Consider the following 21955-nt stretch of genomic DNA (forward strand, 5'->3'; position numbering starts at 1 on the left):
CGTTCCCCAAAAATGGGCACGAGGGCAGCTTTCACCACTTAATTGCACTTTTTTGCACTGTATCAGCAATTCAAGGTGAATCCAAACCCGAATGAACAATTATTTGCAATGAAATCAAGCACTTAGAGAGAAAAAGAAAAGCCTTATTCTGAAAATATCTTTCCTTTACAAGCACTTAGCAAAGTCAATGCAAGTGGACTCTCATTAGGAGGCGTCAATTGCAACCATTCAATTCAATGGAAAGAACTGATTGAAGTCTCGACCTTCTCCTACAAATGCAAACTGCCCGCACAGGCGGGCAGCTCGCTTCAAGCGCTCGGTTCTTCAAAGAATGAAGCGCGACAGATCCTCATCCTTGCTCAGCACCTGCAGGCGCTGATCCACATAGGCTGCATCGATCACCACGGTCTGACCCGAAAGCTTGGCCGCATCGAAGCTGACCTCGTCAAGCAAACGCTCCATCACTGTGGACAGACGCCGCGCACCGATGTTTTCGGTACTCTCGTTGACGTCAAAGGCAATCGTTGCCAGACGCGTGATGCCCTCTGGCTTGAACTCCAGGGTCACGCCTTCGGTCGCCAGCAGCGCCTGATATTGCTTGACCAGGGAGGCGTGAGTCTGCATCAGAATCGCCTCGAAGTCCTGTACCGACAGAGATTCCAGTTCCACGCGAATGGGAAAGCGCCCCTGCAGCTCGGGAATCAGATCGCTTGGCTTGGACAGATGGAAAGCGCCCGAAGCGATGAACAGAATGTGATCGGTCTTGACCACCCCATACTTGGTCGAGACGCTGGTGCCCTCGACCAGGGGCAGCAGGTCGCGCTGCACGCCCTGGCGCGAGACGTCGGAGCCGCTGGTTTCCTGGCGCGTCGCCACCTTGTCGATTTCGTCGATGAAGACAATGCCGTTTTGCTCGGCATTGGCAATGGCGCGGGTCTTGACGTCTTCCTCGTTGACCATCTTTGCTGCTTCCTCATCGGTCAACAGCTTCAGGGCCTCGGCGATCTTGAGCTTGCGCGTCTTGCGCTTTTCCTGGCCCATATGGCTGAACATGCCGCGCAGCTGCTCGGCCATCTCTTCCATGCCCTGGGGGCCCATGATCTGCACCTGAGGCATCTGCTCGGCGATGTCGATCTCGATCTCCTTGTCGTCAAGCTGACCTTCGCGCAACTTCTTGCGGAAAACCTGACGCGCCGTGTTGTCCGCCGGTACTTCGCCGGTGCGGGCCTGCGGGATCAGTACATCGAGAATGCGCTCCTCGGCAGCATCTTCGGCGCGGGCGCGCATCTTCTTCATGTCCGACTCGCGCGTCTGCTTGACGGCAACTTCGGCCAGATCGCGGATGATGGCGTCCACATCCTTGCCCACATAGCCCACTTCGGTGAACTTGGTCGCCTCGACCTTGATGAAGGGAGCATCGGCGAGTTTTGCCAGGCGACGTGCTATCTCCGTCTTGCCCACGCCCGTGGGACCGATCATCAGAATGTTCTTCGGTGTGATTTCCTGGCGCAGGCCCTCGGGCACCTGCTGGCGGCGCCAGCGATTGCGCAATGCAATCGACACCGCGCGCTTGGCACCATGCTGGCCGACGATGTGCTTGTCAAGCTCGGAGACGATCTCCTGGGGAGTCATGGCAGAAGACATGTGAATTCTCAGTCAAATATGCCTCTGGCGCTTATCCATAAAGCGCCAGCAGCTATCAATTCGGATAGACGAGCGCTTACAGCGTCTCGATCGTGTGATTCATATTGGTGTAGATGCACAGCTCGCCGGCAATCGCCAGGGATTTGCGCACCACATCTTCGGCCGACAACTCGGTGTTGTTGAGCAAGGCCTTGGCTGCGGAATGCGCATAGGCGCCGCCGGAGCCGATGGCCACAATGCCCTGCTCGGGCTCCAGAACGTCGCCATTGCCGGTAATGATGAGCGAGGTCGTCGCATCGGCTACTGCCAGCATGGCTTCGAGCTTGCGCAGCACACGGTCGGTGCGCCACTCCTTGGTCAGCTCGATCGCGGCGCGGGTCAGGTTGCCCTGGTGTTTTTCCAGCTTGGCCTCGAAACGCTCGAACAACGTGAAGGCATCTGCGGTTGCCCCCGCAAAGCCCGCCAGCACCTTGCCGTGATAGAGCTTGCGCACCTTGCGCGCCGTGCCCTTGATGACGATATTGCCCAATGTGACCTGACCATCACCGCCGATGGCGACTTGCACGCCCTCGGGAGTCTGGCGGCGCACGCTCAAAATGGTGGTGCCGTGAAACTGTTCCATCTGGCGCAGATGGGGGCAGGCAAGATCGACCTCAAGGGGCCCAGAAAAATTAAATTTGCAGCGCTTGCTGTGGATATCGCCTCAAACGGCCAGACTCCCCACCACAGACGCAGCCCCTTAGGGGAGGCAGCATGGCCACTTCGGGAGCTAGTCCCGTCTTGGAATCACCTGAGCATGTTCCTGAATGCCAACAACATTGAAGAACACCGCCAGCAACTGGTGCAACTGACTGAATTGCAACACGTGACCCAGCTCCTGCATCTGCGCAGCCCAGTTCAGCACCGAGCCTGCGGCAGCAAAGTCCATGCGCACCAGGCGCGAGCAGTCAACGGCAATGGCTTCGCCAAGCTTGGCCTTTTCCTGAACCTCGGCAAGCCAGGGCAGTGCATCGCCGTCGATCACGCCTTGCAGCGCAAAACGCGGCTGATGCTCCTTCCAGAGCATGCCGGGCTGAATCGTCTCCGGCCCCAAGAGCCGGCTATCTTGGGCACGCAGGTTCTGCGCCTGCCCTTCGTTCGCATACGCGCACAGCGGATCTTCCCATGAGGGTGGCGACAGCTCGTAGGTCACGCAATAGTCCAGCGCCGTCAGCTCAAACTCGTCCTGCAGATGCATCAGGCGCTGCATGGCCAGACGCAAATACCACCAGTCCTGATCGACGGCGCGATCACCGGAAGGGGTGTGCTTGCTGAGAACCGCCAGCAATCTCTCGTGACCGGCAAAAACCAGTGATCCTTTTTCGTCGGCCCAGCGCTGCGCCATATCCAGCAGCGGCTTCTTCACGCCGGGGTCGAGGCTTTCCAGAACGCTCCAGTCCATGACCGAGCTGCCGGCGCTGCGCGCCTTGCTGGCCAGCAGCGCCTTGAAACCAGGCTCATCCAAACGCACAGGAGCCTGCCAGCGAAAGCCGGTCTGCACTGCTGCGGCATCCGGCGCGGTTTCGCTAAGCCTGCCCGCCTGCTGCGGCATCACAAACCATTGCGGGGCCGAACGACCGAAGCGCGCCACAAAGTCCATGGCAGCGTCTTCAAACTGAGCTTGCATGCCTGCTGCGCGATACATGTCCAGCAGTGCCAGCCATACCTGCAACTGTGCCGGCGTATCCTGAGCACGCTCGGCAATCAAGGCCTTGAGACTGGTCTCGGCTGCGACGCTGTCACCGCTGGCAAAGACAATCGCAGCATCCTCCAGCGCGGCATCATGCTCGAAGCGCGCAAAGGACGGCGGAACCATATTGATATCGGTGGGAGCAGAGACCTCGGTTGTGGCAAACGCCGGCGAAAAGTCTGTCTCGCCCCGCAGGCCCGGCAAAGCAACAGGATTGCCCTGCCGACCCGATTGCGGCAGTTCCAGATCGCTTGGCAACACATCCTGAAGCAGAGGCAGTGTGCTGATCGAAAGCGGCTGGCTTTTAAATACCGAAGGCATGCCGCCACCGCCCTCGGGCAGTTGCAGCGGCATGGTGGCGGCATCAGCAGCCAGCTTTCCGCGCCACCATTGCTGGGCCATCTGCGCTTCGATCTCGTCGATCTTCTTGATGGTTTCTGCGCGCTCGCCCGGCACGGAGCTTTGGGCAGTCTGCAAAAAAGAGGAAGGCGCTAGCGGGGTCGGCGTCTCGAGTGGAGCCCTGGCAGTCACTGCCATCTTGGACAACTGAGCCTGACGCAGCTTGCGCAACTGGTCAAACTCGCGCTTTCGCACAAAGTCGTTCTGGCGCTTGCGCTCCAGCATCTCCTTGAGCGCCTGCTTGCTGTACTGGCTTTCTTCGCTTTCCTGGTTGAGATTTTCCAAATCGGACCAATTCACGGTCGGGTGGCGCACAAAACGCACCACCTTGGACAGCAACCCTCCCGACTTGTTTTCTTCTTTTGCCATGGTCCTCTACTTTGCTGCCTGCAGCCCCATCAACGCCTGACGCAGATCAATCGCCGTACATCTTCTGCTTGAGCTCACGGCGCTGCTGGGCTTCCAGCGACAGTGTAGCCGTGGGGCGAGCCAACAGGCGTCCCACACCGATGGGCTCGCCGGTTTCGTCGCAGTAGCCGTAGTCACCAGCATCAATGCGGGCAATGGACTGGTCGATCTTCTTGAGCAGCTTGCGCTCGCGGTCACGGGTGCGCAGCTCGAGAGCGTGCTCTTCCTCGATGGTGGCACGATCGGCAGGGTCGGGCACCACGACGGTGTCTTCACGCAGGTTTTCCGCAGTCTCGCCCGCATTCACATGCATATCGTTCTTGAGCGCGACCAGCTTGCGACGGAAATAGGCCAGCTGGGCGTCGTTCATGTAATCGTCATCAGACATGGCCAGCACTTCAGCATCGGTCAGCTCCTCTACCGACTTGGTCTTCCAGGCGTTGGCCAGCTTGGGATCTTTCTTGGGCACAGCTTGCTTTGTGTTGGTCATTGCTTTCGTATCTCTCATGGTTGCCGCAGCCTTGACTGCCGAAGCTGCCAGGGGCGGAACATCTGTTTCAGGCTGCCGCGCTGGAGGCGATGCAGAACGCTTGGATCTGGACGATTTGGAAGATTCTCCCGCTGCTGCAGGTACCAGCACCGGGTTGTCCAACGCGGCGTCCACCAAAGAGGTCTCGACGCTGCGGGGGTGCACAGCCGCTGCCGCAGCTTTGGCTGCAGCCTTGGGCAGATTACTTTTCACAGCGGTCACGTCCTGTCTCCTTACAGTACAGAGCCCTTGCAGGGCCGGATTGCTCCAACACCCTCTTTAGGGCCGGCATTGTAGCCACGCCAGTCGCCCCAGCCCGGCTCCGTTGCACATACCCCACAATTTGCAACAAAGCCTGCGCCTGTTTCGGTCAGTTTGCGAGAAATAACAGACAAACAAAACGGCCTGCTTGGCAGGCCGTCAGTCATTGTCAGCAAACCGTTAGCTTTCGCCGAAACAGCTCCCAAACCCAGGGTTTACACCAGACATTGATCCAGTCCCTGGCGAAGAATATCCTGCGGCAGATCGATACCGATGAAGACCATTTTGCTGACTCGCTTTTCATCGGCTTCCCACTCGGGGCCCAGATCGCTGCCCATGAGCTGGTGCACGCCCTGAAAGATGACCTTGCGGCTGGTGCCCTTCATGTCGAGCACGCCCTTGTAGCGCAGCATCTTGGGGCCGTAGATATTGACGATGGCGCCCAGGAAATCTTCCAGCTTGGCCGGGTCGAACGCGCGATCTGCCCGGTAGACAAAGCTCTTCACATCATCGTCGTGATGATGGTGGTGCGGGTGATTGCAGTGCTCGCCATGCTCGTGGTCATGGTGGTCGTGGCCGCAATGCTCGTCGTGCTGGTGTCCATGATCGTGATCATGCTCGCATTGGCCATGGTCATGGTCGCAAGCGCTGTGGTCGTGATGATCGTGGCCGTGATCATCTTCCTTGAGGAAATCGGGGTCGATGTCCAGCTTGGCGTTCAGGTTGAAGCCACGCAGATCGAACACTTCACTCAGGGGCACATCGCCAAAATGAACGGCACGGATGGGCGCGCGCGGGTTCATGTGCTTGAGGCGATGGATCAGCGCCTCCTTTTCTGCTTCCGTCACCAGATCTGTCTTGGACAGGAACATCTGGTCGGCAAAGCCCACCTGGCGGCGCGCTTCCTGGCGATCGTCAAGCTGCTGGTTGGCATGCTTGGCATCCACCAATGTGATGATGGAGTCGATCAGATAGGTCTCGGCGATCTCGTCATCCATGAAGAAGGTCTGGGCCACGGGGCCAGGGTCTGCCAGGCCGGTGGTCTCGATCACGATACGGTCGAAGTCCACCTGTCCCTTGCGGCGCTTGGCGGCCAGCAACTGCAAAGCCTCGCGCAGGTCTTCGCGGATGGTGCAGCAGATGCAGCCGTTGCTCATCTGCAGAATCTGTTCTTTGGATTCGGTCTTGAGAATGTCGGTGTCGATGTTCTCCTCGCCGAACTCGTTCTCGATCACGGCAATCTTCATGCCGTGGGATTCGTGCAGCACGCGCTTGAGCAGCGTGGTCTTGCCCGAGCCCAGAAAGCCCGTGAGGATGGTGACTGGAATGAGAGCCATGCGTTGAAACCTCTTGCTGCGGCCAGCCGCCACATGCGGCTGTCCAAAAAACACGGGCGGCGCATCCCTATGCGCGCTCCGGTGATAACAGCTGGGGAGTGTAGCGGCGCTTTCAAGCGCTCATGGGCAGCAGGGACGGCAGAAATTTCAGCCAAAAATCACATCCGTCATATACCCAACAATCACTTCAAGCTATCAAATCAGGACTCTTCGTCTTGCTCTTTGTCGTCCGGCTTGCGCAATGGACCGGACGTCTCGCCGACACTGCTGCGCTGCGCACGCGGGTGGGCTTTTTCATAAGCCTGGGCCAGATGCTGGAAATCCAGCCGCGTATATATCTGCGTGGTGGCAATGCTGGAATGCCCGAGCAGCTCCTGCACGGCACGCAGATCGCCACTGGACTGCAGCATATGACTGGCAAAGGAGTGACGCAGCACATGCGGGTGCACGCCAGTCGCAAGCCCTGCCTGCTGGCCTCGCTGCTTGAGACGTGACCAGACCGACTGGGCGCCGAGCCGCTCGCCCCGGCGACCGACGAACAAGGCCGCTTCATCCTGTGCCTTGAGCTGTGCGGCCCCGACCAGCGCGCTGCTGCGCAGCGCCAGCCAGCGCTGCAAGGCCAGAATCGCCATGCGCCCCACTGGCACAATGCGGCGCTTGCCGCCCTTGCCCTGAACATGGGCATCGCCCGCCTCCAGATCGACCCAGCCTCGGCCTTCATACCGGCTTTGCTGGCCGGGCCGCAGATCCAGCCCCACCAGCTCGGCCACACGCAGGCCGCTGCTGTAGAGCAGTTCGGTCATGGCGACGTCACGCGCCTCTATCCACGGATCGGCCTCGGGGTTCTGAAAACTGGCCAATTGCACGGCGTCGTCCACCGCCAGAGCCTTGGGAAGAGGCTTGGCAGCCTTGGGGCCGCGCACGCCCTCCACGGGGTTGAAAGGCACCAGTTCCCGCTGGGCCGCCCAGCGAAAAAAGCTGCGCCAGCCCGAAAGAATCAGTGCGATGCCGCGTGCGCTGCGGCCGCCGCCATGCATTTGCGCAGCAAAGCGGCGGATATGTGCGGGCTGCAGCGCCAAGAGCTCCTGGTCAGCCGCCTGCGCAAAGCTCTGCAGCTTGATCAGGTCCAGTGCATACAGGGTATGCGTGCGCTCGGCCAGGCGCTTTTGCACACGCACATGCTCCAGATAGCTGTGGACAACTTCCGGAAGCTGCGCGTACTGCTCCTCAAAAGAGGGCTGCTCGCGCTCTTGCATCGGTATCTACACCCTTTTGCAGCCTCAGCCGTGCGCCAGCGTCAGCGCAGGAGCGCGCATGCGCGAGAGCGAGGCACTGGCCAGCTCGGAGATGCGTGAAAGGAATTCAAGGCCCATGGTGGCATCGAAACGCAGCGGGTCGGGCGAGCCCAGCACCAGCATGCCAAAGGCGTTGGAAGTGCTGTCCATGGCACCGTCATGCAGGGTCAGCAGCGCCACCGACTGCACCGCATTGGGGTTGGGCAGCCAGGTCACGGGCTCGAAACCCATATTGGGGCCGCAGAACGGCATGGTCAGAGACGAGGCAAAGGCCTTGGCATCATCGCTCACTCCCATGGTGTAGACGGTGCCGCTGTGCGCGCCCGCCACATTCCACAGACGCAGCGCGACCTGGGGGACATCAAACGTGTGCTGCAGGCTGGCGGTGAGCGCATGGGGCAGCTCGCGCAGGTCCTGTACCTTGACCAGAGCATGGGTCCACTGGTGAATCTTGTTGGCGATGGAGGCGTTCTCGCTGCCATGGCGCACCATGTCCATGATGCGATGCTCCAGACCCTTGATCTTTTCGCGCAGCATCTCGGCCTGACGCTCCTGCAGGCTGACGGCACGTGGGCCGTGGCCGCTGATCAAACGCACGCCCGTCAGCATCTCGGCGTGGCGCTCGAAGAAATCGGGATTTTCCTGGAGGTAGTCGGCAATCGACTCTTCGGTCATGGCGGTATCGGTCAAGCTGTTCATAAGGTATCAGGTATGTCGATCTGGCCTTCAAAAACAAATTCGGCAGGGCCTGTCATGCGCACGCGATCCTGCGCACCACCCGCCCATTCAATGGTCAGCAGACCGCCGCGGGTATGCACATCGACGCGCTGGTCGAGCAGTCCCCAGCCGATGCCGGCCACCACGGCGGCGCAGGCCCCCGTGCCGCAGGCCAGGGTCTCGCCGGCACCGCGTTCATAGACGCGCAAGCGGACCTCACCACGGTTGAGGATCTGCATGAAGCCGGCGTTCACACGCTGAGGAAAACGGGCATGGTTCTCGATCAACGGGCCGTGCAACTCCACCAAAGCGGCATTCACATCGTCCACCAGTTGCACCGCATGCGGGTTGCCCATGGAAACGGGCGCCATCCAGACTGTAGCGGGCTGCAAAGGTGTATCAATCGTCAGAGGCCATTTTTGCGTTGACCCCAAGGCTTCTGGCTCCAGACCGTCGGTCGTGAAGGGCACCTTGGCCGGATCCAGCTGAGGCGCGCCCATATCGACCGTGACGCGGCCGTTGCCATGAATTTCGGGGGCGATGACGCCCGAGAGGGTCTGTACGCGGATCACGCTCTTGTCGGTCAGACCCTTGTCATGCACATAGCGCGCAAAACAGCGCGCGCCGTTTCCGCACTGCTCGACCTCGCCACCATCGGCGTTGTGGATGACATATTCAAAGTCCACGTCCTCTGCGGGTGCAGGGCGCACCGTCAGGATCTGGTCGGCACCCACGCCAAAGTGACGATCGGCCAGGTAGCGGTACTGGGCGGCGCTCAAGCCCAGACGAGCCTGGGTTTCGTCGAGCACGACAAAGTCGTTGCCCGCGCCTTGCATCTTGGTAAAGCGAATCTGCATGATGCCGCACATTATCGCGCCGGGCGCAGGATCTGCGCCATGCCATGGGATCAGCGATACAGCTTTTGCAACAACTCCATGAGCTGCACCTGCTCGGCAGCACTCAGATGCGCGATGGCACGGGTCTCGCTGCTCTTGAGCTCGGGCTCGGCCGTATCCACCAGCTCGCACCCCGCGGCGGTCAGGTACAGGCCCGTGGCGCGGCCGTCTCGCGGGTGCGGACGCCGCTCCAGAAAGCCGCGTTTGCCCAACGCATCGATCATGCCCACCATATTCGGCGGCAGCACGGCCAGTTGCTGACAGAGCTGACGCGAGGTGATGCCCGGGTTGCTGCCCACCAGAGAGAGCACGGAGAATTCGACGATCTTGAGGTCAAAACGCTCCATGCAGCGCATGAAGACCCCCACCAGAGCCAGCGAGGCGCGCCTGGCGTTGTAGCCCAGCAGGGATTCCAGAAAGCTGGCATTGACCTGATCGACGGCAAAAACCCCGGCACTGTCCCTGGGCTCCTGCCCCGAGCCCGGGACGCCCGAGCCGGCCTCTGTGGAGCGCGTGCCGCGCAAAGAGCGTGCAGGTTTGGAATCTGGTTCAGCAGTCTTGTGAGCGAGCATTGGCGATGTCAACTTCGAAGGCAAAAGAGCAATCCAGGAGCGCGATGAAAAGACTGCAATTGTGCCGGTATTGCTCGCATCTTGCAGCCATTTAGATCAATGCGCAGAGGTGAAAAGCTGGTTGCCGTGTACGACGGAAGCCTGCGCCCACTGCGCCTTCATCAGATTCAGACGCCAGTCCATTTCGGGCAATATGCGCTGCTGCACCTGCTTGCAGGGGCCTCGCCAGCGCTCCCTATCGCCCCCCGCTGTGGCCGCAATACGAGCCCACGCCCAGCCCAGCAGCACCACGGCCACGCAGCGCAGATAGTCGTCGGCCACGCGCCAGGCCAGGGTGTCATCTTCCTTGCAGGCCTGCGCCAGCACCGTGGTGAAGTAGCGCAGCTGTGCCAGGCAGCGCAGCACTTCTGCATCCAGCGCCCGCCCAGCATCCAGGCTGTTGCGCAAAGTCAGCAGCCATTGCCCCATGGCCTGACCACCGTCGGGCAGCACCTTGCGCACCAGCAGGTCGATGGCCTGAATTTCATTCGTGCCTTCGTAAATCATGGCCACGCGCGAATCACGCACGATCTGCTCTATGCCCCACTCGCGGATATAGCCGTGGCCGCCAAATACCTGCAGGCAGGCGCTTGAGCCCTCGAATGCCTGCTGGGTCCAGGCCGCCTTGAGCACGGGCGTGATCACGCTGCACCACTGCTGGGCCTGATCACGCTCACGTGCGCTTTCGGCATGTCGCGCCATATCGAGATAGATACCGGTCTGGTAGGCCAGCACACGCCCGCCATCCACCCAGGCGCGCTGCAAATCGAGCGTACGGCGAATGGCCGGATGCTCGATGATCAAATCTGCTGCATCGCCAGCGCCACGCGAAGCAGGCACCGCCCCTGGCGCGCGCATCTGGCGGCGTTCCAGCGCATAGGCATGGGCCTTCTGCCATGCCGCGTCCAGCAGCCCTATGCCCTGGAGCGCCACATGCAGGCGCGCGGCATTCATCATCACAAACATGGCGTTCAGGCCCGCTCCGGGCTGGCCTATCAACCAGCCTGCAGCCCCATCAAAGCGCATCACGCAGGTAGGGCTGCCATGCAGGCCCATTTTTTCCTCGATGCGCTCACAGACCACTCGGTTGCGCTCGCCATCTGGCAATAGCTTGGGCACAAGAAACAGCGACAGGCCCTTGGGCCCTGCAGGGGCCCCGGGCAGACGCGCCAGCACTAGATGCACGATGTTCTCGCTCAGATCATGCTCGCCGCCCGAAATGAAAATCTTGCTGCCACTGACCTCGAAGCGCTCGCCCAGCTCGGATTCGCCCACCGGCACGGCCTGCGTGCGCACCTGCCCCAGGTCGCTGCCCGCATGGGCCTCCGTCAGGCACATGGTCGCCAGCCATTCGCCGCTGGCCACCTTGGACAGATAGGCTGCCTTAAGCGCATCGCTGCCATGGTGCTTGAGGCACTCATAAGCACCATGCAGCAGGCCCGGAGCCATGGTCCAGCCATGGTTGGCAGCGCTCAGCCATTCATACAGCACGCCTTCCAGCACCCAGGGCAGCCCCTGGCCGCCATCCTCCTCGGCACAGGCCAGAGCAGGCCAGCCCGCCTGCCAGAAGTCCTGATATGCCTGGGCAAATCCAGGCGGCGTGGTGACTTTGCCCGCTGCAAACTGCACGCCGACCTCATCGCCTTCACGCGACAGCGGCGCCACCACCTCGCCCACCCATTTGCCGGACTCCTCCAGCACCTGCTGCATCAGCCCCCGGTCCGTTGCCGCATGCGCCGGCAGGCGCTGCAATTGCTCATCGGCCTTGAGCACATCGAAAAGAAGAAACGCGTTATCGGCACTGGCGGGCAAATAGGACATACAAAACCGGCTGCCAAGCAGCAAATAAAAATCTCTAAAGGCTGCCCCATTCATGCCGACGCGCGGCCCAAGCCTGGGATGCCAAGCAAGGGCCGCCCCGCAGCGAGGGCATCGTCCCCTCCCGCGCAGCGAGAGAGGGGGAAGCCGCAAAGCGGCTCATGGGAGTGATCAGGTATCAGCCGTAAACCCGATCTGCTTGACCAGCGGCCCCCAGCGCTCAAATTCGGCCTGCTGCGAGCGGGCCATCTCCTCGGGCGTGGAGCTGGTGGCAATCAGGCCGACCACACCCACGCTTTCCTTGAGAGCGTCGCTCTTGAGCGCTGCCGTGATGGCCGCATGGGCGCGTGCACGCACATCGGCGGGCGTCTTGGCATTGGCATAGAAGCCAAACCATTCCTCGGCCGTCAGATCGGCAAAGCCCTGCTCGGCAAAGGTGGGCACATTGGGCAGATAGGGGTTGCGCTGCGGGCCGCTGGTGGCCAACACGCGCAGCTTGCCGGCCTTGTAGTAACTCAGGAAGTCGCCGCTGGGACCCATCACGGCAGCAATCTGGCCACCGGCCAGGTCTGACACGGCAGGCGCCGTGCCGCGATAAGGCACATGGCTGAGCTTGATGCCCGAACGCAGGCTGAGCAGGGAGCCGATCAGATGCGGCTGGGTACCCGCACCTGGGCTGCCGAAGCTGGCCTTGTCGGGGTTGTTCTTGCACCAGGCCAGGAAGTCCTTGAGCGTCTTGACCTCGGCCGGCACGGCGGGGCCGACAGCCAGCCCGTGGTGCATGATGGCTCCGATGGAAATCGGCTCGAAATCCTTGGCCTGATAGGTCAGCTTGCTATAGATGTGGGGATAGATGGAGAAGGCCGAGACCTGGGACAGCACGATGACCGAGCCATCGCCCACGGAGTTGCGCAGATTCTCCAGCGCGATGCGGCCACCGGCACCGGGCTTGTTTTCCACCACGCCCATGTTCTTGGAGTAGCTGGTGCCGCCGATCTTTTCGGCCACGCGGCGCGCCACCGAGTCACCGGCACTGCCTGCGGGAAAGCCGTAAAGAATGCGCACCTGCTCCAGCGGCCCGCTGCCCTGGGCATGGGCACTGCGGCCGGCGATGCCGCCGAATGCGGCCAGCGCTGCGCCAGCGCCCAGGCCTTTGACGAAATTGCGACGATCTTGCATGGTTTGTCTCCTTTATTGTTCGATCGCTATGTGCAGGCTTGAGCCTGTCTGAAAAATCCCGACCCGAATGCTATTCGATACCGAGGGCCATCAGGAATCGCCCGTAAAACCGATCTGCTTGACCAGAGGACCCCAGCGCTCGAACTCGGCCTGCTGCGAACGGGCCATCTCCTCGGGCGTGGAGCTGGTAGCAATCAGGCCCACCACGCCCAGGCTTTCCTTGAGTGCATCACTCTTGAGCGCTGTCGTGATGGCCGCATGGGCGCGTGCACGCACGTCGGCCGGTGTCCTGGCATTGGCGTAGAAGCCAAACCACTCTTCAGCCGTCAGGTCGGCAAATCCCTGCTCGGCAAAAGTGGGCACATTGGGCAGATAGGGGTTGCGCTGCGGTCCGCTGGTGGCCAGCACGCGCAGCTTGCCGGCCTTGTAATAGCTCAGATAGTCGCCGCAAGGCCCCATGATGGCCGCGATCTGGCCGCCCACGACGTCCGAGACACCGGGTGCCATGCCACGATAGGGCGCATGGCTGAGTCTGACGCCGGAGCGCAGGCTGAGCAGCGCCCCCAGCAGATGCGGCTGACTGCCGGCACCGGGGCTGCCGAAGCTGGCCTTGTCGGGGTTGTTCTTGCACCAGGCCAGAAAATCCTTGAGCGTCCTGACCTCGGCCGGCACGGCGGGGCCGACGGCCAGACCGTGGTGCATGATGGCTCCGATGGAGATCGGCTCGAAATCCTTGGCCTGATAGGTCAGCTTGCTGTAGATATGGGGATAGATGGAGAAGGCCGAGACCTGGGACAGCGCAATCACCGAGCCGTCCCCCACGGCATTGCGCAGATTCTCCAGCGCAATGCGGCCACCGGCACCGGGCTTGTTCTCCACCACGCCCATATTCCTCGTGTAGCTGCTGCCACCCATCTTCTCGGCCACACGGCGGGCCACCGAGTCACCAGCGCTGCCTGCCGGAAAGCCGTACAGAATGCGCACCTGCTCCAGCGTTCCACCTCCCTGGGCATAAGCACTGCGACCGGCGATGCCGCCGAATGCGGCCAGCGCTGCGCCAGCGCCCAGTCCTTTGACAAAATTGCGACGACCTTGCATGACTTGTCTCCTGCTTGAAATACGGACTCTTCGGTCCTGTGGAATCAATACCTGTCTCAATCTTTGGCACTGAGCTGGCTCTGACACTCTCCAAGCCAGAGACATCGAGCAAGGACAGCCCCGCAGCGATGGTGTCGTCCCCCTTGGGGGAAGGCGCAAAGTGCCTCAGGGGGTAACACTTACCGAGGAGCCATGCGCAGCGCACCATCCAGACGAATCACCTCGCCATTGAGATGATCGTTGTGCACGATATGCACAGCCAGATCGGCAAACTCCGAAGGCTTGCCCAGGCGCGAAGGAAAGGGGATGGATGCCGCCAGCGACTGCTGCACGGGCTCGGGCAACTCCTTCATCAACGGTGTGGCGAACAAGCCTGGCGCCACGGTGCAGACACGAATGCCGTGCTGGGCCAGATCACGTGCCATGGGCAGCGTCATGCCAACCAGGCCGCCCTTGGATGCGCTGTAAGCCTGCTGCCCTACCTGGCCATCAAAGGCCGCCACCGAGGCGGTGTAGAGAATCACGCCACGCGCGCCATCCTCCAGCGCTGCCAGCTTGGCGCAGCGTGCAGCAAACAGTCGCGTCATGTTGTAGCTGCCGACAAGGTTGACGCGAATCACGCGCTCAAAGTCTTCCAGCGGAGCGGGCTCGCCGTCGCGGCCGATCACGCGCTTGGCGGTACCGATGCCGGCCACATTCATGAGAATGCGCGCATCGCCTCCCCATTGCTCGCGAACGGCATCCAGCGCCGCCGTGACGCTGGCCGCATCGCAGATATCGCACTCCAGCGCCAGTCCGCCGATCTCGGCAGCCACCACCTTGGCTTTGTCGAGCTGGCGATCGAGCACGGCAACCCTGGCCCCTGCGGCAGCCAGCGCACGCGCCGTGGCTTCACCCAGGCCCGAGGCCCCCCCGGTCACTATGGCAATCTGATCCTGAACTTGCATATCACTATCCTTTTAAAAGCTGCTTGTGCTTTCTGTTATCGGGCTCAAGCCTGTTCTGGCTCAGAGATTGGGCTTGAGGATCAAGGCCAGCGTTTCGTCGTACAGGCCTGCCACCACATCGGCACGGTGCTGGAGCACGGCACGCTGGTTGATGGAGCCCTTGTCCGTGACTTCGCCCAGGTCCAGCGATGGCGGCTTGATCGCAGCCACCGCACGCGCAATGCGGGTGGCACTGCCGGTTGCCGTCTGCGCCAGCTGGTTCAGAACCGTCTGCAGATGCTGCTGCACGGGCTCGCTGTGCATGATCTGCTCCATCGTCGCTCCCGCTGCCAGGCCGCTTAAGGCCGCACAGGCCGGGGTCCCGAAAACGATGGCACCGACCTCCTTGCGGTCCAGGCCCGTCAGCACCACGTCCTGGATATAGGGCGCGCCTGCGTGAATGATCCTCGCGCGCAGCGGCCCCACATTGACGAATGTGCCCGTGGCCAGCTTGAAGTCTTCTGCAATGCGGCCATCGAAGCGCAGACCCTGGTTTCGATCCTGCGGGTCGCGCCATTGCACGGCGTCGCCGGTGCGGAAATATCCGTCCTCGTCAAACGCCTCGTGCGTGGCTTCGGGCGCGCGCCAGTAGCCGGGCGTGACGTTCGGTCCGCGGTAGCGCACCTCCAGCTTGCCGTCCACAGGCGCCAGCTTGAGCTCCAGACCCGGCACCGGTACGCCCAGGTCCCCGGAACGCACGTCGGGACGGTTGATGAACAGGGCGGATGGCGAGGACTCGGTCATGCCCAGGCCCGTGCCCATCACGATGCGCTCGCCACACTCTGCCTCCTGGGTGCGATGCAGGCTATCCCAGACGGGCTGCGCCAAAGAGGCTCCGGCGTAAAAGAACATCTTGACGCGCTTGAGCAGGCTGCTGCGCAACTGCGCATCGCTCTCCATGGCGCGGGCGATGTATTCGAAGCCCGTGGGTACATTGAAGTAAACGGTGGGAGAAATCTCGCGCAGATTGCGCAGCGTCTCGGCAATGCCCGCCGCCGTCGGCTTGCCTTCGTCGATGTAGACCGTGCCGCCGTGGTAGAGCGCAAGGCCGATGTTCTTGTTGCCGCCGAAAGTGTGATTCCAGGGCAGCCAGTCCACCAGCACGGGTGGGCCTTTGACCATATCGGGCATGGTCTGGGCAATCTGCTGCTGGTTGGCACACCACATTCCGTGGGTGTTGATCACGGCCTTGGGCAGCTTGGTCGATCCCGAGGTGAAAAGGAACTTGGTGATGGTGTCGGGCCCGGTGGCCTGCATGGCAGCATCCACCTCAGCTGTGGGCGCGGTCTCCAGCAGATCAGCAAACAAGGTGCAGATCTGGGCGTCGACGGCCGGCTTGCGGTAGACCACCTCACAGCCCTTGGGCAGCACGGCGCGTACCGCCTTGTCATAGCGCGCGGCATCGGCGGCAAAGATCAGGCCTGGCGTGAGCGTGTCGACCACATGGCGCAGCTTGGCGTAATCGGTGCTGACCAGCGAATAGGCCGTGGAGACCGAGCAATAGGGCACGCCTGCATACAGGCAGCCCATGGCCAGCATGGCATGGTCCAGGTCGTTTTCGCTGAGGATGATGACAGGGCGCTCTGCCGAGAGCTTTCTGTCCAGCAAGGACTGCGCGATGCTGCGCGCCGCGGCCAGCGTCTGGGCATAGCTGATGCGTTGCCAGTCTCCTGTGCTGCCGTCTGCCAATCGCTGCCGCTGGGCGATGAAGGTCTGCTGCGGCGTGGTCTGCGCCCAGTGCACCAGCCTGTCCGTCATGCGCGCTGCGTGCTCTGCCAGCGCCTGGTCGGAGCGCACGTAGAAAGTACCCTCGCCTGCTTCCCTGACCTGGATGCTGCGCACGCCGAACTCCAGCTCGCGGTAGCGGGGCATGTCCCCCTCTACTACCTGGCCGAGGGCCTGCATGGCTGTGTTTGTCTCCTGCATTGTCTTTGTCTCCACAGCGTTGTTCTTTGAGGTTGCTTTCAGTCCTTGCTGACCTTGGCGGCCCGCCCGGACAGGAATTCCTGCAACCGGAACTTGGCTTCTGGCGCGCTCTGCGCCACGGCGGCCATCAGAGCTTCTGTCATAAGCCCCTGATCGGCGGGCTGATCGGCAATCCGGGGCAACGCGTGCATCAGAGCGTAGTTGGTCATGGGCGCGTTTTCGGCAATGCGCAGCGCCAGCTCCACGGCCTTGTCCAACGCATGTCCTTCGGGTACCAGATATTGCGACAGACCAATTCGCTCACCCTCTTCAGCCTTGTACACACGGCCCGTAAACATCATGTCGGCCATGCGTGCGGCTCCGATCAGGCGCGGGATGCGCACCGAGCCGCCGCCGCCCACGAAAATGCCACGCGAACCTTCGGGCAAGGCATAGAAGGTGCTGCTGTCGGCCACACGGATATGGCAGGCGCTGGCCAGCTCCAGGCCGCCGCCCACCACTGCACCATGCAAGGCGGCGACTACGGGCACCGCGCCAAACTGCACCTGACGCAGCGCCTCGTGCCACATGCGCGAGTGCAGAACGCCCTGGGCAGCATCGCGCTCGCTGAGCTCGCTCAGATCCAGGCCGGCGCAGAAATGCGGTCCATCGCCATCCACCACGGCCGCGCGCACGCTGGCGGGCAGATTCATGAACACATCGCGCAGACCCAGCACCAGCCCATCGGACAAGGCGTTGCGCTTGGCGGCACGCATCAGACGAATAACGGCAACCTGCTCGGCTTCACCACGGAACTCAATTGCAATTTCTTTATGATTCATAACCATTCCTTTTGCATCATTATTGTTATTTAAAATAACTAAATGCAAGACATCCCAGGCTGTTTGCTCTCAGTGCTTTCCCCGATTCGCGCAGCATGAGTGCACAACTAGTCCGGGTGTGACATTCACGAACGCGGCGACTTCGCATAATGTGACCTCATGACATCACCCCGCCAGCCCCGTCCCAGCCAGTTGCTTCAGCCCCAGCGCGCGCCAGTTCCCGCGCGAGATGCTTCCACGCTTTTGTTGCTGCGCGACTGCGCCGACGGCAATGGTTTTGAAGTGCTGATGACAAGGCGTGCCGATCAAGGCATCTTTGCCAATGCCTATGTTTTCCCCGGCGGTGGCCAGGAAGATGAAGATGCAGCCCCCGCCAGTCATGCGCTGGCGCGCGTGCGTCCCAGCATGATCGCCGAGGCGGGAGATGAACGCATTACCCAGGCTCTGGCAGGCATTCGCGAGACTTTTGAGGAGCTGGGCATCCTGCTGGCCTATGACCAGGCCGGCCAACCCGTTCCACCGGCCCAGGTTCAGCAACTGGACCGCAAGGCATCGCTGTATGAGCAATGCCGTGCGCGCGGCTGGACGCTGGCCGTGGACCAGCTCTGGTATCTGGCCCACTGGACCGCACCACTGGACCTGCCCAAGCGCTTTAACGTGCCGTTCTTTGTGGCCCGCATGCCCGAGGGGCAAACGGCAGTGGCCGATGAAACCGAGCAGTTCGAGCCCACCTGGATCTCTCCGCAGGATGCGATTGCGCGCTTTGAAGAGAAAAAGCTGTTCATCCTCTTTCCCACCCAGCGTACATTGCAGCGCATCGCTCACCTGCCCGATGCTCAGGCCGTGATCCACACCCTGCTCAGCGAAAAGCCGCTGTGGCAGGCCTGCCCCCGTGGCGGCCACCTCAAAGGCAAAGACACACGCCATACCGAAACCGATATGGCCTATGGCGAGCTGGAGATGGTGCTGCCTGACGGCCACGGCATTCACCATCTGGACTGGCAGCCTGAAAAGGCCGTGCCGCTGCGCAAGAACCTGCTGCGCCTGACGGCCCCCAACTCCGGCATGATGACCGGCCCCGGAACCAACAGCTATCTGGTCGGCGATGCGCATACCGGCTATATCGCCATCGATCCCGGCCCGGACGATGCTGATCATCTGCAGCGCCTGCACGATGCAGCCGGCGGCGATATCCGTTTCATCGTCTGCACCCATTCCCACCCCGATCACTCGCCGGGTGCCGCGCCGCTGCAGGCCATGGTCCTGCTCTCCGGCCACGCCAGGCCGCCCATCATGGGCCTGCCTTCGGCACCCACGGCACGCGCCAACAGCCGCTTCAGACCCGAGGTGACGCTACAGGACGGAGAGCGCATCACACTTAGCGGACAAGGCACAGAGGGCGAGATCACGCATACGCTGCAAGCCATCTTCACGCCCGGCCACGCGGCCAACCACCTGTGCTTTGTGCTGGAGGAGGACGCACTGCTATTCAGCGGCGATCACATCCTCAATGGCAGCACCACCGTCATCAGCCCGCCGGACGGCAACATGATCGATTACCTCGATTCGCTGGACCGGCTGCATGCCATGTGTCTGGAGCACGACATTCGCTACATCCTGCCCGCCCATGGCTATGTGCTGGGCTTTGCGCGTCATCAGATCACCCGCCTCAAGTCCCACCGCCTGGCGCGCGAGGCCAAGGTGCATCAGGCCATGCGCACCAAGCCGGACGGCAGCATTCAGGACTGGGTGGCGATTGCCTATGCCGACACGCCGCAGGCCCTGTGGCCCGTGGCCCAGCAATCGCTGCTGGCGCATGTGGAACGCATCCAGAAGCTCTGCCTGGGCCGATAGCGCGCCGCGACCGCCGCGCTAGACCTGTGGACAACTAGGACATGGCCGGAGCATTAAGCTCTCGCCATGTCTGAATCCCTGCCTGAACAAGAAAGCATCCGCCTGGCCAAGCGCCTGGCGGAGCAAGAACAATGCTCGCGCCGCGAGGCCGAGCTCCATATCGTCGCGGGCAATGTCCAGGTGGATGGCAAAGTGGTGCAAGTGCCCGAAACCCGTGTGCGCCCCGACCAGGTAGTGATCCTGCGCAAGGATGCCAAGCCTGAAGCCATTCCGCCTGTCACCATCCTCATGAACAAGCCTGCGGGCATGACCCAGGGCCCGGCCTATGGCCGCGTGCGCAGCGCGCATTCGCTGCTGAGCGAAGACACCAAGGCCAAGCTGGACACGCCCATGCCCCAGCTGGTGCTCGATCATCACTTCAGGAATCTGGAGTCGTTTCTGACGATTCCGCTGCCTGCCAGCGGCCTTATCGTCTACACCCAGGACAAGCGCGTGGCACGCAAGCTGACCGAGGAAGGCATGTGGCTGGAGCAGGAAATCATCGTCGGCGTGGAGGGCCAGATCATTGAAGATGGCCTGGAGATCCTGTACGAAGGTCTGCCCATTCCCGGCGGTAACGGCCATCGCCGCATGCCCCCCTGCCATGTGAGCTGGCAAAGCGACAACCACCTGCGCTTCGCTCTCAAGGGCATTGCACCCGAAGAGATCGAGAAGATGTGCGCCGCCATCGGCCTGACGGTGGTCAGCATGCGCCGGCTGCGCCTTGGCCGCGTCTCTCTGGCCAAAGTGCCCGAGGGACAGTGGCGCTATCTGATGCCCTGGGAAAGGTTCTGAGCGGATCGACCTTCGCGCGCCTCGAACCGGACTCGGCTGCGGCGCGCTCCGGTCCGCTCAATCCGCCTTGAAGCCCGTCGCTGCCACCGCCTTGCCCCATTTGACGGTATCGGCAGCAATGATGTCGGCAAACTGCTGCGCGCTGGTGCCCGTGACCCTGAAGCCGGCCTCCTGCAGCCGCGCCCTGCCGTCTCTCGATTGCAGGACCCTGAGCAGATCGGCATTGAGCTTGCTCACCACCTCCGCAGGTGTCCTTGCTGGCGCCACGATGCCGAACCAGGAGCTGAACTCCAGGCTGCCAAAGCCCTGCTCCTTCATGGTCGGCAGCTCGGGCAACTGCTCCACGCGCGCGCTGCCCGTGCTTCCCAGGGCCACCAGCTTGCCGGCACGCACCTGCGGGATCGCCATGCCGGAGGAAGCGAACACGCCCTGCACATCGCCGCTGAAAATGCCGCTCAAGGCATCCGAAGTGCTCTTGTAGTGCACCACCTCGGGTTTGGACTGCACGGCATCGCCAAACATATAGGCCCCGAAATGCCCCGGCGTGCCCGCTCCGAAAGTGGCCATGAACAAGCCGTTTTGCAGCCGGGTCCAGGCCACGAAGTCCCTGACATTGCGCGCCTTGACCTTTTCGGGATTGACCAGCAGCACGAAGTCGGAGCTCACCACCTGGCTGACGGGAACGAAATCCTTGCGCGGCTGGTAGGCAAGCCGTTGGTAGGTATTGGGCGCGATGCTGAGCTGTCCGGTCTCGGCCAGCATGATGGTGTAGCCGTCGGCCGGTGCACGCGCCGCCTCGCTGGCTGCGATCAGGCCGGCGGCACCGGGCTTGTTGTCCACCACCACGCCCACGCCACCCCAGGCTTCAGAGAGCTTCTGAGCCAGCAGCCGGGCCACTACATCGGGTCCCGTGCCTGCTGGAAATCCCACAATCATGCGCACCGTCTTGCTCGGATAAGCCGTCTGGGCCTGCGCGACTCCTACGGCTGCGCCGCCGCCAGCCAACAGCGCCAGGGCCATCAGCCGACGTCGCCAGGTGCGTGCTAAAGCGGGTCCGGGCAGGTTCCGGGCTTGCAGTACTTTCATGTTTTGTCTCCTTGTTGCGATGCTGTTTCACAGCACTTCGAAAAACCGCATGACGACCTGCTCCGGAAAGCGCGCCCCCGCGCCCACGAACAGGCGCTGCCCTAGCCAGGCAAAGCGCTTGGAGGCCGTTTCAAAGCGGGGTGCACAGCGAAAGTAGATCGCCGAGGGATCGACGGTCTCGCCGCGGCGCAGGCGCTGCATCAGCTCGGCCGGCCCGGTTCGCAATGCCTGGTTGCTCACATAGATCAGATCGCCACCGTCGGTTTCGATGACGTAGCGCGCGTCCAGCTCGGCAACTTCCTCACTGACCAGCAGCTGGAAGTCGGCCCCGCCCGGCAGCACACGCGCCGACCAGTCCTCTCCCTGCACCTGCCCGCCGACGATGGGAATCACACGCCGCAAGCCGCGCGTTGTCGCGCCCACCTCCTGCGCCGGCCCCACCTGTACGCGAAATTCGGCAAAGTGGCGCAGCCCTGGAGCGGCAATCTGGAAATCATGGTTTGGCGACAGCATGGCTCTCCTTGCGA

General features: G+C 62.1%; 19 protein-coding genes. 2 read left to right on the forward strand and 17 right to left on the reverse strand.

The window, feature by feature from the left end:
- Window positions 1-324: 324 nt before the first annotated feature.
- The 15 genes from hslU to DFO48_RS09645 all read right to left on the reverse strand — a co-directional run bounded on the left by hslU (window position 325) and on the right by DFO48_RS09645 (window position 17654).
- Complete coding sequence (hslU, locus tag DFO48_RS09575) at window positions 325-1644, reverse strand: ATP-dependent protease ATPase subunit HslU (protein ID WP_003051251.1); 1320 nt, start codon at window positions 1642-1644, stop codon at window positions 325-327.
- Between the two features lie 76 nt (window positions 1645-1720).
- Window positions 1721-2266: an ATP-dependent protease subunit HslV gene (gene hslV, locus DFO48_RS09580; RefSeq protein WP_003051248.1), complete on the reverse strand. Its 546-nt coding sequence runs from the start codon at window positions 2264-2266 to the stop codon at window positions 1721-1723.
- A gap of 147 nt (window positions 2267-2413) precedes the next feature.
- Entirely contained in the window at window positions 2414-4141 is a 1728-nt protein-coding gene (locus tag DFO48_RS09585) for an STAS domain-containing protein (RefSeq protein WP_114863228.1), read from the reverse strand.
- Between the two features lie 46 nt (window positions 4142-4187).
- Window positions 4188-4931, reverse strand: a complete 744-nt coding sequence (gene dksA, locus DFO48_RS25425) for an RNA polymerase-binding protein DksA (protein ID WP_003069012.1) — start codon at window positions 4929-4931, stop codon at window positions 4188-4190.
- 254 nt (window positions 4932-5185) lie between these two features.
- Window positions 5186-6307: a GTP-binding protein gene (locus DFO48_RS09595; RefSeq protein WP_114863505.1), complete on the reverse strand. Its 1122-nt coding sequence runs from the start codon at window positions 6305-6307 to the stop codon at window positions 5186-5188.
- A gap of 200 nt (window positions 6308-6507) precedes the next feature.
- Window positions 6508-7563, reverse strand: a complete 1056-nt coding sequence (locus DFO48_RS09600) for a tyrosine recombinase XerC (RefSeq protein WP_114863229.1) — start codon at window positions 7561-7563, stop codon at window positions 6508-6510.
- Window positions 7564-7587: 24 nt separating this feature from the next.
- Entirely contained in the window at window positions 7588-8301 is a 714-nt protein-coding gene (locus tag DFO48_RS09605) for a DUF484 family protein (RefSeq protein ID WP_003069020.1), read from the reverse strand.
- Window positions 8298-9176: a diaminopimelate epimerase gene (gene dapF / locus DFO48_RS09610; protein ID WP_034350215.1), complete on the reverse strand. Its 879-nt coding sequence runs from the start codon at window positions 9174-9176 to the stop codon at window positions 8298-8300. The genes DFO48_RS09605 and dapF overlap by 4 nt, the downstream gene beginning before the upstream one ends.
- Before the next feature lie 50 nt (window positions 9177-9226).
- On the reverse strand, window positions 9227-9787 hold the full coding sequence (locus tag DFO48_RS09615; RefSeq protein WP_034350160.1) for a MarR family winged helix-turn-helix transcriptional regulator: 561 nt from the start codon (window positions 9785-9787) through the stop codon (window positions 9227-9229).
- 96 nt (window positions 9788-9883) lie between these two features.
- Window positions 9884-11647 carry an acyl-CoA dehydrogenase family protein gene (locus DFO48_RS09620; RefSeq protein ID WP_114863230.1) on the reverse strand — a complete coding sequence of 588 codons (1764 nt, stop codon included), beginning with the start codon at window positions 11645-11647 and terminating at the stop codon, window positions 9884-9886.
- A 168-nt stretch (window positions 11648-11815) separates the two neighbouring features.
- Window positions 11816-12823, reverse strand: coding sequence for a Bug family tripartite tricarboxylate transporter substrate binding protein (locus DFO48_RS09625; RefSeq protein WP_003081159.1), 1008 nt, complete (start codon window positions 12821-12823; stop codon window positions 11816-11818).
- 90 nt (window positions 12824-12913) lie between these two features.
- The gene (locus DFO48_RS09630) at window positions 12914-13921 is read right to left on the reverse strand and encodes a Bug family tripartite tricarboxylate transporter substrate binding protein (RefSeq protein ID WP_003081160.1); all 1008 of its coding nucleotides are present in this window, start codon (window positions 13919-13921) and stop codon (window positions 12914-12916) included.
- 179 nt (window positions 13922-14100) lie between these two features.
- Window positions 14101-14868, reverse strand: a complete 768-nt coding sequence (locus DFO48_RS09635; protein WP_003081161.1) for an SDR family NAD(P)-dependent oxidoreductase — start codon at window positions 14866-14868, stop codon at window positions 14101-14103.
- A gap of 60 nt (window positions 14869-14928) precedes the next feature.
- Entirely contained in the window at window positions 14929-16833 is a 1905-nt protein-coding gene (locus DFO48_RS09640; RefSeq protein WP_114863231.1) for a feruloyl-CoA synthase, read from the reverse strand.
- 38 nt (window positions 16834-16871) lie between these two features.
- Window positions 16872-17654, reverse strand: coding sequence for a crotonase/enoyl-CoA hydratase family protein (locus tag DFO48_RS09645; protein ID WP_114863232.1), 783 nt, complete (start codon window positions 17652-17654; stop codon window positions 16872-16874).
- A gap of 159 nt (window positions 17655-17813) precedes the next feature.
- Here DFO48_RS09645 and DFO48_RS09650 point away from each other — a divergent pair, with 159 nt between their 5' ends.
- Both DFO48_RS09650 and DFO48_RS09655 read left to right on the forward strand, forming a co-directional pair.
- Entirely contained in the window at window positions 17814-19508 is a 1695-nt protein-coding gene (locus tag DFO48_RS09650) for an MBL fold metallo-hydrolase (protein WP_034350165.1), read from the forward strand.
- Window positions 19509-19574: 66 nt separating this feature from the next.
- Window positions 19575-20342: a pseudouridine synthase gene (locus DFO48_RS09655; RefSeq protein WP_003081165.1), complete on the forward strand. Its 768-nt coding sequence runs from the start codon at window positions 19575-19577 to the stop codon at window positions 20340-20342.
- A gap of 57 nt (window positions 20343-20399) precedes the next feature.
- On the opposite strand, the gene DFO48_RS09660 is transcribed toward DFO48_RS09655, so the two are convergent.
- Window positions 20400-21428: a tripartite tricarboxylate transporter substrate binding protein gene (locus DFO48_RS09660; RefSeq protein WP_003081166.1), complete on the reverse strand. Its 1029-nt coding sequence runs from the start codon at window positions 21426-21428 to the stop codon at window positions 20400-20402.
- Between the two features lie 27 nt (window positions 21429-21455).
- Window positions 21456-21941: a DUF3237 domain-containing protein gene (locus DFO48_RS09665; protein ID WP_003081167.1), complete on the reverse strand. Its 486-nt coding sequence runs from the start codon at window positions 21939-21941 to the stop codon at window positions 21456-21458.
- Between the last annotated feature and the right edge of the window lie 14 nt (window positions 21942-21955).

It is taken from the genome of Comamonas sp. AG1104 (assembly GCF_003350425.1).
Taxonomy (GTDB): Bacteria; Pseudomonadota; Gammaproteobacteria; order Burkholderiales; family Burkholderiaceae_C; genus Comamonas; species Comamonas testosteroni.

Bases quoted from the DNA above. Each gene is read 5' to 3' on its own strand.
- DFO48_RS09660 (WP_003081166.1), bottom strand. From the start codon at position 21,428: ATGAAAGTACTGCAAGCCCGGAACCTGCCCGGACCCGCTTTAGCACGC.
- DFO48_RS09635 (WP_003081161.1), bottom strand. From the start codon at position 14,868: ATGCAAGTTCAGGATCAGATTGCCATAGTGACCGGGGGGGCCTCGGGC.
- DFO48_RS09615 (WP_034350160.1), bottom strand. From the start codon at position 9,787: ATGCTCGCTCACAAGACTGCTGAACCAGATTCCAAACCTGCACGCTCT.
- dapF (WP_034350215.1), bottom strand. From the start codon at position 9,176: ATGCAGATTCGCTTTACCAAGATGCAAGGCGCGGGCAACGACTTTGTC.
- DFO48_RS09630 (WP_003081160.1), bottom strand. From the start codon at position 13,921: ATGCAAGGTCGTCGCAATTTTGTCAAAGGACTGGGCGCTGGCGCAGCG.
- DFO48_RS09655 (WP_003081165.1), top strand. From the start codon at position 19,575: ATGTCTGAATCCCTGCCTGAACAAGAAAGCATCCGCCTGGCCAAGCGC.
- DFO48_RS09595 (WP_114863505.1), bottom strand. From the start codon at position 6,307: ATGGCTCTCATTCCAGTCACCATCCTCACGGGCTTTCTGGGCTCGGGC.
- DFO48_RS09645 (WP_114863232.1), bottom strand. From the start codon at position 17,654: ATGAATCATAAAGAAATTGCAATTGAGTTCCGTGGTGAAGCCGAGCAG.
- DFO48_RS09650 (WP_034350165.1), top strand. From the start codon at position 17,814: ATGACATCACCCCGCCAGCCCCGTCCCAGCCAGTTGCTTCAGCCCCAG.
- DFO48_RS09600 (WP_114863229.1), bottom strand. From the start codon at position 7,563: ATGCAAGAGCGCGAGCAGCCCTCTTTTGAGGAGCAGTACGCGCAGCTT.
- DFO48_RS09640 (WP_114863231.1), bottom strand. From the start codon at position 16,833: ATGCAGGAGACAAACACAGCCATGCAGGCCCTCGGCCAGGTAGTAGAG.
- DFO48_RS09585 (WP_114863228.1), bottom strand. From the start codon at position 4,141: ATGGCAAAAGAAGAAAACAAGTCGGGAGGGTTGCTGTCCAAGGTGGTG.
- DFO48_RS09620 (WP_114863230.1), bottom strand. From the start codon at position 11,647: ATGTCCTATTTGCCCGCCAGTGCCGATAACGCGTTTCTTCTTTTCGAT.
- hslV (WP_003051248.1), bottom strand. From the start codon at position 2,266: ATGGAACAGTTTCACGGCACCACCATTTTGAGCGTGCGCCGCCAGACT.
- DFO48_RS09625 (WP_003081159.1), bottom strand. From the start codon at position 12,823: ATGCAAGATCGTCGCAATTTCGTCAAAGGCCTGGGCGCTGGCGCAGCG.
- DFO48_RS09665 (WP_003081167.1), bottom strand. From the start codon at position 21,941: ATGCTGTCGCCAAACCATGATTTCCAGATTGCCGCTCCAGGGCTGCGC.
- hslU (WP_003051251.1), bottom strand. From the start codon at position 1,644: ATGTCTTCTGCCATGACTCCCCAGGAGATCGTCTCCGAGCTTGACAAG.
- DFO48_RS09605 (WP_003069020.1), bottom strand. From the start codon at position 8,301: ATGAACAGCTTGACCGATACCGCCATGACCGAAGAGTCGATTGCCGAC.